Raw genomic sequence first — 17,888 nt, 5'->3', positions numbered from 1 at the left:
TATTATGCGTAAAATAAATCTTGCATACTGTGCGCTGGCGCTTGGCTTAATTTCTGGTTATGCGGAGGCCGTATCACAGGGAACAGTAACATTTAATGGGAAGCTGATCGCTGAAACCTGTGAAATCGACACAGGCGATGTTGATAAAACTGTCACTCTACCTACCATTTCTACGCAGACGCTTGCCAAAGCGGGAGATGAAGCAGGTAGCACTATCTTTACTATTAAAGCGGTCAATTGCCCTGCCGCCATTACTAAAGTAGCTGCACATTTTGAGGCCCTTGATTCAACCGGATTCGACCCTGTTACCGGCAATTTGACAAATGCCGCCGCAACGGGAGCCGCAAAAAACGTTGAGGTACGCTTATATAATACCGACTCCAGCGTGATCTCGGTTGGTGAGACGGGCGCCGCGTTTGACGTAAAGTCTGACCAGACGGCTGAGATGCGTTATATCGGCGGCTACTATGCTTCTGAGGCTACAGAAGCTGGCGACGTCACTGCCAAGGTTAATTACACTTTAAGTTATCCCTGATAAGTATGTATGGCGATCCGTGAAAACGGTTCGCCATCAATGCTAACTGTTGCATCATATTAACGACAAATAATTAATTAAGGCTTTGCTATGTCTTTCAATATTACAAAGATAATGGCTGTTTTTTTATGTGGTATTTCCGTGTGCTCAGCCTCAATGACAATTAGCGGTACGCGAATTATATTCCCAGGTAATGAAAAAGAAACTAGTGTCCGTACTACCAATAAAGGCAGTCAACCCGCCTTAGTCCAGGTTTGGGTCGATGATGGTAAAGCTGATGCTGATATTAATGCAGTGAAAATACCTTTTGTCGTTACGCCGCCCGTTTATCGCGTAGAGCCAGGAAGAGGGCAAAGCGTACGTCTCGTTTATGATGGAATGAGCTTACCCCAGGACCGGGAATCGGTTTACTGGTTTAATATGCTGGAAATCCCTCCGGCACCTGCTGGCGCGGTGAAGAAAAACCGTCTGGAACTGGCGTTTCGCACGCGAATAAAAATTTTCTTTCGACCACAATCCCTGTCCAGCAATAGTGAGGGAAGCGTTGATAAACTCCACTGGAAGCTAATTAACGACAATGTAAAAGGCGTTGGGATAGAAGTGACTAACCCCACACCCTATTTTTTCTCTTTTGATACGGCGAAATTAAATACGTCGGTGGCTAAAATTGATTTGGCTATGGATATGGTGGCCCCTGGTGCTACTGAAAGATTTTATTCCGTGAAAAAAATGAACGCCCCGGTATCTGTTAGTTCAGTGACGTTTTGGTTTTTGAATGATTATGGTGCCTCTGTCATGAAGACCCTGAAGCCTGGCGATGGGGGTTATTTGAGAATTTCTGAAAAATAAAAACAAGCCAGTAATGCATCCTGTGCCTGAAATTAACTCAGGAATTTACAATGAATATGCCGGAGGTCATTCTCTTTGGGAGAAGCTAAGATTATGAACAGAATTTATTTTAACCGAGCACACCTTCTTCCATTATTTCAAGGGGTTGTTTTTAATCTTAAACCCTTTATTAGTATATCCATAACCGCCTTTTCCACACTGGTAATATTTAACGTGGCGGCAAAAGAAACGAATACTGTTACTGGAGCAGAATCGGTTGAATTTAATCAGTCTTTTATACATGGAAAAAAGTTTGATATCTCCCGTTATGCTGAAGGTAACCCTGTCCCTCCGGGTATCTATAACGTAACGGTAATTGTTAATGGGCAAAACCACGGACAGCATGATATTCGTTTCGAGCAATATGCAGCCGAGAAAAATGCCCGCCCCTGTTTGCTTCTCAAACAACTGGAAGAAGCAGGCATTCGCCTGGAGCGTCCCATTACTGACAAACAACTTGAGGATACCCGTTGTTATCGCTTCGATGAACTGATCCCCAAAAGCCAGGTGAATTATAACCCTGCTGATTTTGAGCTTACGCTTGAGGTGCCGCAGATAAATTTAATACCCCAACCGCGAGGCTATATCGATCCCAGCCGTTGGGATGCAGGTAGCACAGTGGGATTTTTGGATTACAGCAGTAACTTTTACAGCCTCTTTCAGAATGCCAATAATGGCGGAGATGGGGATTCCTGGCAAGGCAACCTCGGTTTATTAACCGGCCTGAATTTTGCGGGCTGGCGGTTGCGTAAACGCATAAATTCCGACTGGACTAATGACAAAAGCCTCCGTACACAAAATCTGGCAGGTTATGCGCAAACCGATATCACACCACTCAAAAGCCAGATGACGCTGGGAGATTCGAATACTTCCGGCGATCTCTTTGACAGCTACAACATTCGGGGCGCGCAGCTTGAATCTGACGAGCGAATGTTGCCTGAGAGTTTACGTAATTATACCCCAGTGGTGCGCGGTATTGCCGATACAAACGCGAGGGTCAAGATTACTCAGCGTGGCCAGACAATTTATGAAACGGTAGTGCCACCGGGTGCGTTTGAAATCACCGATATTGGCGCGATGGGTTATGGCGGCGATCTTGAAATGACCATCATCGAAGCTGATGGCCGTCAGCGTATTCAGAACATCCCTTTTTCTGCCCCGCCGATGCTTTTACATCAATCGGTTTCGCGCTTCGCGATTTCAGCCGGCAAACTTAAAGATGATGCCGTTCATGACGAACCCACCATTTTTCAGAGTGTTTATCACTACGGTTTGACCAGCAATTATACCGTTTACACGGGTTTTCAGATCTCTGGCCACTATTATTCAATGGCTGTGGGGCATGCAGTGAATACGCCGATCGGCGGAATATCCATGGACATTACCCATGCGAAAAGCGATCTGGCGGATTCAAAAGAGTCCAGCGGCAACAGTTTTAAAATTGGTTTGACAAAATATGTTAGCCCTACGGACACCAACCTGACGCTGGCTGCTTATCGATATTCCTCTAAAGGCTTTTACAGCTTCAGGGAAGCCAGCATTGCACGTTCTGGGGATGATGAAGATTACAACGCCAGTGATTACCGCACCCGGCAGCGTCTGACGGCAAACATTTCGCAGTCGCTCTGGAGTGGCAGCTTTATCAACTTTAGCGCCAGTATTTACCGCTACTGGAATAATAGGGAAGCCTCAAAACAGTACTCCGTTTCCTGGACACAGGCGCAGCGCTATTTTTCCTGGACGCTTAGCGCGATGAGAACGCGTGATGAAGATGATAATTATGACGATACGTATATGGTTACCATCAATGTTCCTTTAGGCCGGGGGGCGAATGAAAAACCGCTCTTTAACTCGTTATATTCGACAGTATCAAATACTGATTCCGGGGATTCTCTTTGGCAGCTTAATGCCACCGGAACCCAGGGCCAACAAAATGAAATTAACTATGGTATTGGCACAACGATTAATAAAAATGACGATACGCCCAGTGAGGAGCAGCTAAGAGGAAATATTAGTTACGATTCACCAGTAGGGCAGTTCTCAGCTACGGCCTCAATGAACAACCGCTCAGCGCGCCAGCTATCAGCAACGGCGAACGGTAGCCTGGTTGCGCATAAAGGTGGGATTACCGCAGGCCCGTCGATTGGCGACTATCCATTTGCTGTTATTGGTGTGCCGGGTGGCGAAGGCGCAAAAGTCTTTAACGGACATGGCGCAAAAGTAGACGGTGCTGGTTATGCGATTGTTCCGTCCCTGACGCCCTATCAGGAAAATATTGTCTCGATCGATTATTCCGGCTTACCAGATACGGTTGATGTTCTGGAAAACCAAAAAACGGTAGTTCCTCGTATGGGATCGGCAATTACGGTGGATATGAAAACCCTTGTCGGGCGTCCAATGATACTGATTGTTAAAGATGCTGCCGGGCAATTTTTACCAATAGGCGCACAAATTGTTGATGATAAAAATGTAAGCCAAAGCATTATTGGTCAGGGCGGTATGGCATTCGTGCGAGGATGGGATCCGGAAAAACAACAACTTTATACCGAATGGGACAAAAATAAATGCCTCGTAAGAACGACGGGTACGAAACAATATGCGCATGATCTACCGGAAGGCAAAATCGTGCAGATGGAGGTGACATGTATACCGCAATAATGTCATATCGTTTAATACGCGCTTTATCTGAAGCAGGTTTGCTACTGATACTTTTCTGTTATGCCGGTTTTTGTTTCGCGGATAAATGCGTGAATGCTGGCGACTGCAAAATAAATGTTTCTTTTACTGGTAGTTATATGGAAGAAACGTGTGGCGTCAGCATAAATAATGCTTCTTCATCCGAGACGGTTACGTTGCCAGTATTGTCAACCACTGTATTGCAAAAAGCAGGCGCTGAGGCGGGAAGCCAACAGTTTTCCGTGACGCTTACCCATTGCCCGATTGATAAATCAGTGATGTTGAGATTTGTGAATGATAACGGTTTTGCTGACGTAAAAACCGGTAATCTGATTAACGAAGCCGGAACCGGTTATAGCGAAAACGTTCAGGTCAGGCTACGTAAAGCCGATGGTACTCAAATGATCATTAACGATGAGAACAGTACTCAGGAGTACCTTATCCCGGCAACCGGGGATGATATTACGCACTACTACATTGCTGCCTACTATGCATCCGGGTCGGGTAACGTTACCCCAGGCGAAGTCGGTACGCTTGCAAATATAGACATAATTTATAAATAACGACGCTTATGAAAATGCGTTCTTATTTTTAGAGGGTTGCAACATAAGGCTTTAACTATTTTTATTGCTGTTAACCGGATAGGGATGAAGGTATATATGGTAAGTAAAAGTAACTCACAAAAATTTATTGCACGGAACCGGGCGCCACGCGTACAGATTGAGTACGATGTGGAAATATACGGTAGTGAAAAAAAGATTGAACTCCCCTTTGTTATGGGGGTGCTGGCTGATTTATCGGGTAAGCCTCTGGAGCCGCTGCCTGCGGTCGCAGATAGAAAGTTCCTGGATATCGATATCGATAATTTCGATGAACGCATGAAGGCAATGAAACCTCGTGTGGCTATCTGTGTTCCGAACACGCTTTCCGGCGAAGGGCAACTGATGGTGGATATTTCTTTTGAAAGCATGGATGACTTTTCTCCGGATGCCATTGCGAAAAAAGTTGAGCCTTTAGCTCAATTACTGGAAGCACGGACGCAATTAGCCACGTTGCAAACTTATATGGATGGTAAAGCCGGCGCAGAAGGGCTGGTAATGCAATTGCTGAATGATAAATCTTTACTGAAAACATTAGCTTCCTCGCCGAAGCCGCAACAGGCTTCAGCTGAAATCGAGCGGGAAGAGTAAGCGGAGATAACGGAATATGTCTATGAGTCAAACACAGCAATCCCACAACGCCGCTGCGTCTGCCGTTGAAATCGATGATTTTAATGCGCTGCTTGCAAGAGAATTTAAACCACGTTCGGATCAGACTCGCTCTGCCGTTGAAGGGGCCGTCAAAACGCTGGCGGAGCAGGCGCTGGTTAATGCCGTCACGCTATCTGATGATGCCTACAAGTGCATTGCATCAATCATTGCGGAAATTGACAGAAAACTCTCTGAGCAAATCAACCTTATTTTACATCACGACGAGTTTCAGACGCTGGAGAGCGCCTGGCGTGGCCTGCATTATCTGGTCACCCATACTGAAACAGACGAAAAGTTAAAGTTACGCTTTCTGGATATTTCCAAAACCGACCTGCGCCGTACGATGAAACGCTATAAAGGCGTCGCATGGGATCAGAGCCCGCTATTTAAAAAAGTCTATGAAGAAGAGTACGGGCAGTTGGGCGGCGAGCCCTACGGCTGTCTGGTTGCCGATTATTATTTCGATCACAGCGCGCCTGATGTCGATCTCCTGGCCTCGCTCGCTAAAGTGGCGGCCTCTGCGCATGTTCCCTTTATTACCGGCGCTTCGCCATCCGTGCTGCAGATGGAATCCTGGCAGGAGCTTTCCAACCCTCGCGATCTGACAAAAATCTTCACGCAGAATCTTGAGTATGCGGCCTGGAATTCACTGCGCCTGGCGGAAGATTCTCGCTATATCGGTCTTGCCATGCCGCGTTTCCTGGCCCGTTTGCCCTACGGCATTCGCACCAATCCGGTTGACGAGTTTCATTTTGAAGAAACGACTGACGGCGCAGACCATTCAAAATATGTCTGGTCAAATGCCGCCTATGCGATGGCTGTTAATATCAACCGTTCCTTTAAAGAATATGGCTGGTGTACGCTCATTCGCGGCGTTGAAAGCGGCGGTGTCGTGGAAGGGTTGCCGTGCCATACCTTCCCGACAGACGATGGCGGCATTGACATGAAGTGCCCGACGGAAATTGCTATATCTGATCGTCGCGAAGCTGAGCTCGCCAAAAATGGTTTTATTCCGCTCGTGCATCGTAAAAATACGGATTATGCCGCTTTTATTGGCGCACAGTCTTTGCAAAAACCTGCTGAATATTATGATGCAGACGCTACTGCCAATGCGAATTTATCGGCGCGTTTACCCTATATGTTCGCCTGCTCGCGTTTTGCGCATTATTTGAAATGTATCGTTCGCGATAAAATCGGTACTTTTAAAGAGCGCGACGATATGCAGCGCTGGCTGAATGACTGGATCATGAATTATGTCGACGCCGATCCCACTAACTCATCGTTAGAAACGAAATCGCGCCGTCCGCTCGCCGCCGCGGAAGTTATTGTGGAGGATGTGGAAGGAAATCCGGGTTATTACCAGGCGAAATTCTTTTTACGTCCTCATTTCCAGCTTGAAGGCTTAACGGTGTCATTACGCATGGTCGCGAAACTGCCGTCGTTGAAACATGTTGCCTGATATTCAGCATCATAGTAGCCGGTAAGCCGGGAAGTTTCATAACAGCAAGTATGACAGGAATAAAAAACAGGTTGATGCTACCTGTAATGGGCCTCATCGCTTGTTTTTTAAGGTGGCGTTATTCGCCATATATATCTAACCGTGCTCAAGAGGAATGATATGGCACAGGATATGTTTATTAAAATTGATGGTATCGAAGGGGAGTCTTTAGATGCCACTCATAAGAATGAAATTCAGGTTCTGGCATGGCACTGGAGTGTTTCGCAGCACTCTAATATGCATAGCGGTTCCGGTGGGGGCTCCGGTAAAGCGACCGTGGCTGACTTCTGCTTTGAGCACTATGTGGATAAAGCTACGCCTAATCTGGTGAGTTACTGCCTGACCGGCAAGCATATTAAAAATATTCAGTTTGTTATTCGTAAAGCGGGCGGCGATCCGCTGGAATATCTGCTTATCAAATTCACTGATGTCATTATTACTGGCGTGGATGTTATGGGTTCGCTGGAAGATGAAACGCGGCCGCGTGAATCGGTACGCTTCTCGTTTACCAAAATGACTGAAGATTATGTGATGCAGAATGCAGAAGGTCAGAAAGCGGGTGTTATTTCTGCCAGCTATGACGTTAAAGCTAACCTGCACGGCTAATTAAGGCCGCAAGGGCTAAAACTTGCCGTTAACTGACGGCAAGTTTTTACGCCTGAGAGGTATTTATGGCGATCAGTATTCATTACGTAATAAGACATGGCTCAATAAACATGCCTGATTTAATGGGTTATTTCGAATGATGACTGACTGGAACTTATTTGTCCGGGCGGCAGAGCTTCACCACCCCAGCCCATCTGGCTGGCGGGCTTGTCTGTTTATCGCGCTGGGCATGATATCGGCGTGTCGGTCCACACCGCCCGACGCCAAAGAAAATAAGGTAGCGCTAACACTGGTTGCTGGCGCGAATATGAATCCGAATGTGCGTGGCGTGGCGAGTCCGCTGAAAGTTTTTGTTTATGCGCTTACTCACGATGAAGCGTTTCTGGACGCGGGTTACCTGACGATTACCGGTTCACCCGATCCTGAATTAAAAAAAGAGATGCATCAATTATGGGAAGGCATTTTACGCCCGGGTGAGACAAAGCACATCACCGTCGCGGTGGACGATACGACTCATGCGCTCGGCATTGTTGCCGCTTATCGGGACATTCAAAAGGCGCAGTGGAGCGAGACGTATCGCCTGACTGAAAAGCAGCCGCCCGCCTGGTATCAGTCGCTCTGGCCATGGCAGACCGAGGCGCCAGCGCCAACTGTCAACGTCAGCTTCGATAAATTACATATCACTATCAATGGATTGAACCGTGAGAACGAATAAAGTCATTTGGAGTGAAGGTCTGTTTTTACGCCCGCAACTGTTTCAGCAGCAGGAGCGTTATCTGGAATATTTCTCGCATAAGCGAGCCGCCACCATAACTCCCTTTTTCTGGGGTTTTTCGCGTTACAGCATTGATAAAGAAGCGCTCGCCTATGGCAAGCTCGTTCTGCATTCGGGCAGCGGCGTTTTCCCCGACGGCACGCCTTTCGATATTCCGGAGCATGTTTCTCCACCGGAGCCGTTAACGATCCGTCCCGAGCATTTAGGGCAACGACTCTTTCTGGCCGTGCCGCTGCGGCTTGATAACAGCGATGAAACCATTTTTGATGAGCACGATGTCAGTTCGCTTGCGCGCTTTTGTGCCTTTGAAACGCAGCTGACCGACGCCAATGCTATTCGTCAGGGGCCAAAGCCGGTCCAGATGGGGCGTCTTCGCCTGATGCTGACGCCTGAAAGCGAGATGACGGAGTCCTGGATTGGTTTGCCGCTGGCACGCATTCGCGCCATCCAGCCGGATGGCAGCGTGTTATTGCATGAACAGGACTATATCCCGCCGGTCACCAGCTGCGCGGCGAGCGCGCTGCTTGTTGAATGGGTAACGCATCTTAACGGGCTCGTTAAATTGCGCGCCGAAATGCTGGCAGGCAGGCTCTCGAATAGCGATGGCAAAGCCAGCGCCAGCGCGGAAATCGTCGATTACCTGTTGCTGCAAATCTTTAATAAATACGAACCGGTGTTGGATCATCTGCGTCACGTACCGGAGCTCCCGCCGATTGCCCTGTATCAGGAGCTGGCGAAGTTCGCCGGTGAATTGTCCACTTTTATTCGCACCAAAACGCGGCGACCGCGACCAGCGCCAGGCTATGACCATGCGCAGTTGTACCCCAGCATTCGGCCGTTAGTCGATGATGTTCATGAGTTACTGAATCAAATATTGATTCGCGCCGGGCAGATTATTCCTCTGCATGCGAAAGGTAATGGTGTCTGGAGCGCGGCGGTTCTGCCTGGTGAACTGCGTACTTTCTCAAACCTGGTACTGGCGGTGAATGCGCAACTGCCGGCTGATGTTTTACAACAGCATTTTTCCGCACAGGTAAAAATTAGCGCGCCTCAGCAGTTGCATGAACTGGTGCGGTCGCATTTGCCCGGTCTTGAGCTGCTGGCGCTCCCGGTACCGCCGCGACAGATCCCCTATAACGCAGGGCATGTCTATTTCGAGCTACAAAAAAGCGGCGCCTTCTGGGAGGCCATCGCGGTTACCGGCGCGCTGGCCATGCATGTTGCCGGTGAATTCCCTGGTCTCAAAATGGAGTTGTGGGGGATCCGTGACTGATGAGCACTCTGGATGCGTTAACGCCTGGCGATGAAGCGCTAAGCCTTCAGGCATTAGGTAAATTCCTTGTGGATGAGCAAAACGGTTTGTTCGATTCACAGGCGGCTTTTACTGACCCTTTAAATAGCGAAAAAGAAAGCGCTTCGGCGTGGCGTTCTCACGCCCGCCTCAAAACGGAGAGCATTCAACAGCGCGTCGCAAAAGTGCGCGCCGCGCAAATTCCGTTGCTGGAAGCCGCCCTGCCACTGTTACGCGCGCTCAGTGAAATGCCAGAAAGCATTCCGGCGGTTCGTGACGTTGAATCACTTAAAGATATCCTGAAGCATGAAATCACGGTTTTTGGGGTGGTCTGCGATGAGGCCGATATTCCCTGGAAAAAAATGGCCATTGTGCGCTATTGCCTGTGCACGGCGCTGGATGAGGCGGCCCATGCAACGCGCTGGGGCATTCAGTCAGGCTGGTCGCAGAGCAATTTGCTCAACCACTTCGAAGGGGACAACGATGGCGGGAATAAATTCTTCCTGCTGGTGGGCAGGCTTTCTGCCAGTCCACATGAATTTCCCGATGTGCTCGAAATCATGTTGCATATCCTGGGGCTGGGTTTCGAAGGGCGCTACAGCATCATTGACGATGGCGAGCGTCAACTGACCCGTATTCGTCAGCGGCTCTTAACGCTGATACAGAGCACGCGCGAGACGCTTCCTCCGGCGCTTTCCCCTCATGCTTATTGCGACGGCCATGCATCGCGCCGACAGGTTTTCTTTCTGCCGGTACGGGTGTCGCTGGCTGTCTGTAGTTTTCTGGTCGTCGCGCTGTTTCTGGGCTGCAAATATTACCTTTCGATGCCGCAGGAGTCATTCAGGCAACAGCTTCTGGCGATGCAGCGTTTGCCTGTTACCGAGCCTCGTCCGGCAGAGCGGCTACGCCTTGCCGTCCTGCTTAAAGAAGAGATTGCCCGCCACTGGGTCAGCGTGGATGAGTCGCCGCGGGAAAGTCGGGTCATCTTTCATGGCGATTCCATGTTTTCGTCAGGCGCGGCCATCGTCAGACCGGATCGCGTCGACATTATTCGCCGCGTTGCCGCTGAAGTGCGGCGGGTGGATGGCGCGGTGGTGATTATCGGCCATACCGATTCCACGCCCATACGCAGCGGGGCCTTTGCCAGTAATCAGGCGCTGTCGGAAAAGCGGGCGGAGGCGGTTGCCGCTTATTTCCTGGCCCAGGGCATTGCGCCTGAAAAAATCACGCCCAAAGGTGCCGGAGACACGCAGCCGATTGCCAGTAATCACGATGAGAAGGGACGCTCGCAAAACCGACGCGTTGAAATTTTTGTGACCTATTAACGAGAACGACAATGACTTTTTTGAATCGGTTATTTTCCGGTCGGTCTTTAACATTCCTGCTGATGGCGGCCTGGTTTTTTCTTATGGCCTGCGCGATTGGATATCTGGGGCCCTATATCGGTTTTGGCGAGGCGCGGCCTTTTGCCCCGGCGGGCGCGCGCCTGCTGTTTATTGTGCTCGCGCTCCTGTGGCTCGTCGCGCTCTGGTATGGCATTCCGCTCTGCCTGCCTGGCGCGTTAACCGTCTGTGCAGCCATCTGGGTCGCGGGGCCTTATGTGCTGATCGGGGAGCGCTATCCGTTACAGCGCGCGGCAATCCGGCTGGCTGCTATCGCGGTCATTATGACGCTGGTGCTTCTTTATGCGGCCTGGCGGCTGTTGCTGTTCACGCTTAATAATCCTGCATGGATTGAGAAGTTACGCTTTCGCAAAAACGCCTCCACGCCTAATGCGGCGATCTCAGAAGTGGCGCGTATCATCCGGGACGCGCAAAAATTCAGTCGCCGCATGTACGCGCAGGAAAACCGCTGGCGTCGTTTTTTTTCTGCGCGAACCGGGCGCGACGCACCGCCTTGTTGGCTCGTTCTTGGCCCGGAAGGCGCGGGAAAAACCTCGCTGGTTCTCTCATCGGGGCAGGAATTTCCGCTACCCGAGCAGTTAAACCGCACCGGTAAAGAAAATCCGCCCACCGCCAGTTGCGAATGCTTTTTCGCCAATGACGCGCTTTTTATTGATACCTCGGGCAAATATGTCAGTCAGGCGGGCGAGAATCGCCAGGAATGGCAGGGGTTGCTACAGGCTATACGTAAATATCGCCCGGCGACAGGCATCAACGGCGCGCTCCTGGCATTCTCCGCGCGCGATATTCTGGGCCTGCCCCGGACGCAGCAACTGGAACTTGCCGCCACGCTGCGCGCGCGTCTTGAGGATTTACGCACGACCCTGGGCGCGTGCTTTCCCGTTTATCTTATCGTGACGAAAATCGATGAGCTGACCGGATTTGACGCCTGGTTTCGTCACTTAACCGCTCAGGAACGCGAACAGGTATGGGGCGTGACGTTTCCGTGGGGAGGCGCGAAAGGCGCTCCGACGCCTGAGAATGCTATCGCCGATGAGCTGCGGCTGCTGGAGAACAGGCTTTGCAATGCGGTCAGTGTTCGTCACCAGGAAGAGTACGCCGTGGCGGACAGAAAAAAAATGTACGCGGTTCCGCAGGATTTTCGGTTGCTCGCACAGAGCCTCACGGCGCTGGCGCGCCCCATTTTCTTCGCCTCCCGCTATGACGAGACGCAGGTTTACAGCAGCCTGCGCGGGGTCTATTTCACCAGCAGCTGCCAGCCGGAAAGCCTGACGCTTCGCAACAGTACGACGCTGGTGCAGACGTGGCGGCAGTCGGTAACGCAAGCGGGCATCGACGCCAGCGTCTGCCTGCCAGAGGCGACACCTGAAGACGAACGGCCCGGCCCGGAGGTGGTGTGGGGAAAACGCTATTTTTTGCGGCGGCTTTTCGCTGACATCATGATTAAAGATGCGGGCCTCGTGCGCTATAACCTGCGGGCGCAGTCAACGTATCGCGTTCGCAATCTCGCCGGTCACGTTGTCTGTTTAACGCTGTGCTTTTTCCTCGCCAGGGGAGTGTTAACGAGCTATGCGCACAACCGCGACTACCTTGAGGCGGTCAGCCGCCACGCGAAGCAGCTACAGCGTGAAGTTCACGCTTTTATTAACACGCGCGATCTTCCGCTGTTGCCGACACTGTTAAATACGGCCCGCGATCTTGCCGCGTTTCCGGGGCTTGCTACGGACGATCCGGAGACGGCGTGGCGCTACGGGCTGTATACCGGGGCCGCCGTTTCACAACAGGCCGACACGTTGTATCACTATTTTCTGCAACGCCTGCTGTTCCCGCTGATTGAGCGCGATGCGACAGCGCGTCTTAACGACGCGCTTCAGGGCGGCGATCAGATACGCCTCTTCGACGCTCTGAAGCGTTACCTGATGCTGACCGGCGAGGAGCGGTTCGATCTCAATTATCTCATCGACAGCATTACACACGCCTGGAGTGAGAACGGGAAAATCGCGGCTTTCGAAGAGAAAGCGGTCTTTATCGATCATCTGAATGCGTTGTTCTCACAGCCGGAATGGCGGCGCTTCGGCCAGCCGCGCGATGAAAATCTGGTCAGGGCAGCGCGAAAACGGCTGGCGCAAACCACGCTGACGACAAGGCTCTGGGGCAGAGTCCGCGATCAACTGGAAGCCGATGCGCCTCAGGATCTTACCCTTGATCAACTGGCGGGCGAGTCGTCGGCCCATATTTTCACGCTGTCTGATAAGGCGCTGCTGGCGCGCGGTATTCCGGGGCTGTACACCCAGGAGGGATACCATCAGATTGTTAAAAAAAAACTGCCGCTGCTGCTGACCAGCGCCTTTCAGGACGATCGGTGGATCATGGGTAATGACCAGGCCGGCCTGATCAACCCGATAATGCTGCGCAATGACGTGCTGGTGCGCTATCTGGATGAATACGCCGGTTACTGGGAACGTCTGCTTAACGGGGTCACGCTTCTGCCCGTCGACGCCGCGCAAAGCGCGGGTATGGCGCCCAACATTTTTATGCTGCGCACGCTGGCCGCGGCTAACTCTCCGCTGGTGAGCCTGGTGCGCGAGGCGGTAAAGCAAACCACGCTGACGGCGAAAGGGCCGGATATCGCCGAAACGCTTAATCTCACGAACCGCAGCGCGCTGTTAAGTAACGCCAAAAGAGTGAATGACCAGCTGGCTTTTCAGGAGCGTCGATTGCTACAGGAGCGGGTCGATAACCGCTTTGCGGCCCTGCGGGAGTTTTATAGCGGCAGCCCGCAGCCGGATGCCAAAACAGGGAGCGTGAGCGTGATGCCAGGCTCGGCGTTTAACCGGGTCATAGGCGAGCTTAACGATCAATACACGCTGTTCGTGATGTATGACAACGCGCTGCAAGCCGGCGAGCCGCCTGCGCTTTCCGAGGCGGCCAGACGGCTCGCCGTGGAATCGGACACCTGGCCTGCGCCGCTTAAAAATATTATCGCCCCGCTGCTTAACCATTCGTTTCAGAAAGTGGAAGGAGAGACGTTGACGCAACAGCAAGGCGCGATCGCGGCCGGGCCTGGTGAGCTGTGTCGTCGCGGCATTGAAGGGCGCTACCCGCTAAGCGACAGCGACCAGGAGATCAGCCTCAATCAGTTCGAGCGTTTTTTTGGCGCAGGCGGCGCGCTGGACGCTTACTTTCAGGCGCACCTTGCCGACAGCGTGGATACGACGGCGAGCCCGTGGCATTACAAAGGTCGCGCGCAGGGTGAAGGGCTTGGCTTATTTGAGCAGGGCACCGCGCTTCGCAGCGCGTTATTCCAGGGAGAAAATGGCAGAAAAGTCGCGCTCGATCTCTCCGTGGCCGTGGTCTACATGGACCCTTCCATCACGCGGCTACAGATGCAGTTCGATGATGTGGCCGCGGAATACTCTCATGGACCGGTCACGCCGCTGTTCTTCCACTGGCCGGGCGGGCAGTCGGCGAACCCGATACGTCTGTCCGCCTGGCCCGCGCAAAAATCGGCAACTTCTGAGCTTTCGCTGGAAGGCCCCTGGTCGCTGCTGCATTGGGTGGATACCGCAAGCCAGGTGCGACAGACGCCTGACGGGAAAACAATCCTGACCTTTTTACTCAATAAACGGCGTGTCGATTTTGAGGTGACAGGCCTGAACTGGGCAGGGCGCTTTGTGCCGGATCTACTGAAAAGTTTTACCTGCCCGGCCGCGGCATAACGGGGGAATAAGCATGTCTGGAAGGAGAATATTTCCCGTTTGCATTACAAGCGTGCAGGAAGGGCGCAGAAGGTTTCACTGGCGGGCGCAGCGCGACCTGGTTTCTCTGCTGAAAGCCTATGTGCCGTTGCTGACGCCGCTCGATGGCGCGCCGGGCGTCGATGACTATCCATGGTGCTTCGCGCTGGTATTCCGACGCCGTTATTACCTGGGCGCGTTTCTTACGGGCGGTCGCGACGACGTGACGTTTCTTGCACTGGTTTCTCCCCTCCGGCGTCAGGCGTTCCTGCGCCATGCGGCGCAAAGGCAAAGCCTCGCCTTTTGGCTCGCACGGATCCTGTGTCTGCGGGTTGAAGAACACCCTCGCATTGGTGAGAGCAGGGCGGTACGGCAGTGGGTGCGGGCGTTACGGTGGTCGTTCGCGCCCCGTTGGGTGCGTGTGTGCATGCATAACGCCTCGCGGTTCGGGCGGATCTCCGTGGCGCTGCTGAGGGAGTACTGCGCGGCGGATTATCGGCTCGGCCCTGAGGCGGGTGTCGACGCGATGCCGTGGCGGGACTGGCCTGAATGTGCCGCCGAGGGAAACTATTTCTGGATCTGGAGACAAAGCCGACATGGTAAATATATCGACGCGCAGCGGATAGCTATTACACAAACAGGGAGGCAACGGTGAAAACGCCGTTGCGTGATTCAGTCAATATCAGGTGCCACTATGTCGCGTACAACGCAATTAAGCAGTCCGGCAATGCCTTTTCTTGCCGGTGAACCGGGATTAGTTCTTTCTAAATTAACCGGAGAAGAAGCGCTTTCCACGTTATATACCTACACCCTGAGCGCTAAAACGCCCGCCAGTGCCGCCATCTCCTGGCAGGCGGCGTCAAATATCGATTTCAAAGCCCTGGTGGGTAAAGAAATGACGGTTGTGATGGAAATCGACGGCAGCGGGCTGGATGAAGAGGCGGGCACTGGCCGGGGGCGGCGCGAAATATCGGGGCTGGTAGAGCGCGCCCGTTATACCGGGCGTGACGCGAATCAGGCGATGTTTGAAATAGAACTCCGGCCCTGGCTATATCTCGCAACGCTCACCAGCGACTTCAAAATTTTTCAAAATAAAAACGTGGTAGAAATTATCGATGAGGTGCTCGCAGATTATGCTTTTCCCTGTGAGAAGCGTCTGAGCGGCACCTATCCGCCGCTCGATTTTCAGGTGCAATATGGCGAAACGGATTTCAGTTTTATCCAGCGCTTAATGGAAGAGTGGGGCATTTACTGGTTTTTTGAACACAAAGACGAGAAACACCGATTAATTCTGGTCGATCATGTGGGCGCGCATAAACGCGCTGAAAGTCAGGCCTATCACGTTCTGCATTATTTACCCGAAACGCCCAAAGCGGGCGAAGAGTATATTTCTCATTTTACGGCGCAGGAAACGATTACTACCGGGCGCTGGGTAACCAATGATTACGATTTTACGAAGTCCCGCGCGGATATTTTGTCTCTCGACAGCAAACCGCGAAATACCAGTTTTAACCAGATGGAGATCTATCACTGGCCGGGTGATTACGCGCAGCCGGGCATTGGCGAACAGCTGGCGCGCGTGCGTATGGAAGAGCGCGGCGCGCTGGGCTCACGCGCGACAGGCGAAGGCGAGCTCAGAGGCGTCGTCTGCGGCTGTAATTTTGTCTTAAGCGGTTATCCCGTCGCGAAAGCCAACCGGGAATATCTGGTGATAGCCAGCCGCCTTGAGATAGAGGATAACGCGCAGGTCAGCGGCTATGAAGATTATCGCTGGCATTGTCATTTTCTTGTTCAGCCGACCAGTAAAATCTACCGGCATCCGCTGCAAACGCCCAGGCCGCGCACACGCGGGCCGCAGACGGCGATTGTCGTCGGGCCGCCTGGCGAAGAGGTCTGGACGGATAAATATGGCCGCGTGAAAGTGCGCTTTGTCTGGGATCGCTACGGTAAAAACCGCGAATCGGATTCCTGCTGGCTGCGCGTCAGTCAGTCGTGGGCGGGTAATAACTTTGGCGGCATGTATATCCCGCGTATCGGGCATGAGGTCATTGTCGATTTTATTAATGGCGATCCGGATCGGCCTCTGATCATCGGCAGTCTGTATAACAACATCACGATGCCGCCCTGGGATCTGCCTGGCAATGCGACGCAGAGCGGGATGGTCAGCCGTACTATCGGCGGCGGGCGAACCAACTTCAACGGCATTCGCTTCGAGGATAAACCCGGTCTTGAGCAGTACTGGGAGCAGGCTGAGCGCAATATGGATCGTCTGACGAAAAAAGATGAAACCCAGACGATTGGTGAAAACTCAAAACTTTCCGTGGGCCTGAACCGGGATGTTTTCATCGGTGCGAATTACGTTAAAAAAATTCTCGGTAGCTGCCGCAAACTGATTGGGCTTGGCGCATTTATGCAGGTCGGGCTGACGCGTGAGGTGATGGTTGGCGGGGCGCAGGCGCATCACATTGGCGGCGCGAATTCCCTTAACGTCGGCGGCGCGGATTTAACAAACGTCGGCGGCTACAGCGGCACCTCGGTCGGCGGCGCGTGGCAGGTGGCGGCGGGCGGCGCGGCGACAGTAGCGGCGGGCGGGGCGATGTCGTTAAGCGCCGGTGGGGTGCTGACTATCACCGCCAACACCATCAAAATCATCGGCAGCAGCCAGGTGGTGATACAGGGCGGGCAGGTTCAGCTCAACCCCGGCGACGGGGGGTGCTCCGGCGGTAACGGCAGCGGTGGCGGTATGGGCGCGCTGGCGAGTCTGGCGGGTCTGATGCCGCTGATGGGCATTATGGTGTTACCGCTTCCGCTGCCGGTACTGCCCATTCCTGTCCCTATCCCGGTACCGATCCCGACGCATAGTCCAACCGAAGCGCCTACAGACACGCCGACACAAACGCCTACTGAAAGCCCGACGGAGACGCCGACCGAAACGGAAACGCCAACAGAAACGCCGACCGAAACGCCAACAGAAACGCCAACAGAAACGCCAACGGAAACGCCAACAGAAACACCAACGGAAACACCAACAGAAACACCAACGGAAACACCAACGGAAACACCAACGGAAACACCAACGGAAACACCAACGGAAACGCCGACCGAAAGTCCGACGGAGACGCCAACCGAAACGCCAACGGAGACCCCAACCGAAACGCCAACGGAGACGGAAACTGTGCCGCCCAATCTATGGTAACGGCACGCCTCAGGCTGGCGGAGAGACCGCCAG

General features: G+C 52.6%; 13 protein-coding genes. All 13 read left to right on the top strand.

The genetic code is table 11. The features are described 5' to 3' along the window. The first annotated feature begins 4 nt into the window (after positions 1-4). Positions 5-535, top strand: a complete 531-nt coding sequence (locus tag AB8W27_RS14745; RefSeq protein ID WP_012815710.1) for a fimbrial protein — start codon at positions 5-7, stop codon at positions 533-535. A gap of 90 nt (positions 536-625) precedes the next feature. After that, positions 626-1,384: a molecular chaperone gene (locus tag AB8W27_RS14740; RefSeq protein WP_012815711.1), complete on the top strand. Its 759-nt coding sequence runs from the start codon at positions 626-628 to the stop codon at positions 1,382-1,384. 93 nt (positions 1,385-1,477) lie between these two features. Then, a complete protein-coding gene (locus AB8W27_RS14735; protein WP_012815712.1) occupies positions 1,478-4,081 on the top strand; it encodes a fimbria/pilus outer membrane usher protein in 2,604 nt (867 codons plus the stop codon). Further along, entirely contained in the window at positions 4,081-4,662 is a 582-nt protein-coding gene (locus tag AB8W27_RS14730) for a fimbrial protein (RefSeq protein ID WP_012815713.1), read from the top strand. The genes AB8W27_RS14735 and AB8W27_RS14730 overlap by 1 nt, the downstream gene beginning before the upstream one ends. Positions 4,663-4,758: 96 nt before the next feature. After that, positions 4,759-5,289 carry a type VI secretion system contractile sheath small subunit gene (gene tssB / locus AB8W27_RS14725; RefSeq protein ID WP_105581060.1) on the top strand — a complete coding sequence of 177 codons (531 nt, stop codon included), beginning with the start codon at positions 4,759-4,761 and terminating at the stop codon, positions 5,287-5,289. 22 nt (positions 5,290-5,311) lie between these two features. Further along, positions 5,312-6,808 carry a type VI secretion system contractile sheath large subunit gene (gene tssC, locus AB8W27_RS14720; protein ID WP_041923309.1) on the top strand — a complete coding sequence of 499 codons (1,497 nt, stop codon included), beginning with the start codon at positions 5,312-5,314 and terminating at the stop codon, positions 6,806-6,808. Positions 6,809-6,967: 159 nt separating this feature from the next. Further along, positions 6,968-7,453: an Hcp family type VI secretion system effector gene (locus AB8W27_RS14715; protein ID WP_007791657.1), complete on the top strand. Its 486-nt coding sequence runs from the start codon at positions 6,968-6,970 to the stop codon at positions 7,451-7,453. A 136-nt stretch (positions 7,454-7,589) separates the two neighbouring features. Beyond that, positions 7,590-8,168, top strand: coding sequence for a type VI secretion system lipoprotein TssJ (gene tssJ / locus AB8W27_RS14710; protein ID WP_161577218.1), 579 nt, complete (start codon positions 7,590-7,592; stop codon positions 8,166-8,168). Beyond that, complete coding sequence (gene tssK / locus AB8W27_RS14705; protein WP_012815716.1) at positions 8,155-9,501, top strand: type VI secretion system baseplate subunit TssK; 1,347 nt, start codon at positions 8,155-8,157, stop codon at positions 9,499-9,501. Before tssJ ends, tssK begins: the two co-directional genes overlap by 14 nt. Beyond that, entirely contained in the window at positions 9,501-10,844 is a 1,344-nt protein-coding gene (tssL, locus tag AB8W27_RS14700; RefSeq protein ID WP_041923311.1) for a type VI secretion system protein TssL, long form, read from the top strand. Before tssK ends, tssL begins: the two co-directional genes overlap by 1 nt. 83 nt (positions 10,845-10,927) lie before the next feature. Then, positions 10,928-14,641, top strand: a complete 3,714-nt coding sequence (gene tssM / locus AB8W27_RS14695) for a type VI secretion system membrane subunit TssM (protein ID WP_282913946.1) — start codon at positions 10,928-10,930, stop codon at positions 14,639-14,641. Between the two features lie 13 nt (positions 14,642-14,654). Further along, positions 14,655-15,314, top strand: coding sequence for a hypothetical protein (locus AB8W27_RS14690; protein ID WP_012815719.1), 660 nt, complete (start codon positions 14,655-14,657; stop codon positions 15,312-15,314). Positions 15,315-15,353: 39 nt separating this feature from the next. After that, positions 15,354-17,855, top strand: coding sequence for a type VI secretion system Vgr family protein (locus AB8W27_RS14685; RefSeq protein ID WP_012815720.1), 2,502 nt, complete (start codon positions 15,354-15,356; stop codon positions 17,853-17,855). Positions 17,856-17,888: the final 33 nt, after the last annotated feature.

Origin of the sequence: Cronobacter turicensis (assembly GCF_041222865.1) — a bacterium.
Lineage (GTDB): Bacteria > Pseudomonadota > Gammaproteobacteria > Enterobacterales > Enterobacteriaceae > Cronobacter > Cronobacter turicensis.
The sequence above is the reverse complement of the archived record's forward strand: the minus strand, read 5'-3'. Positions and strand labels throughout refer to the sequence as shown.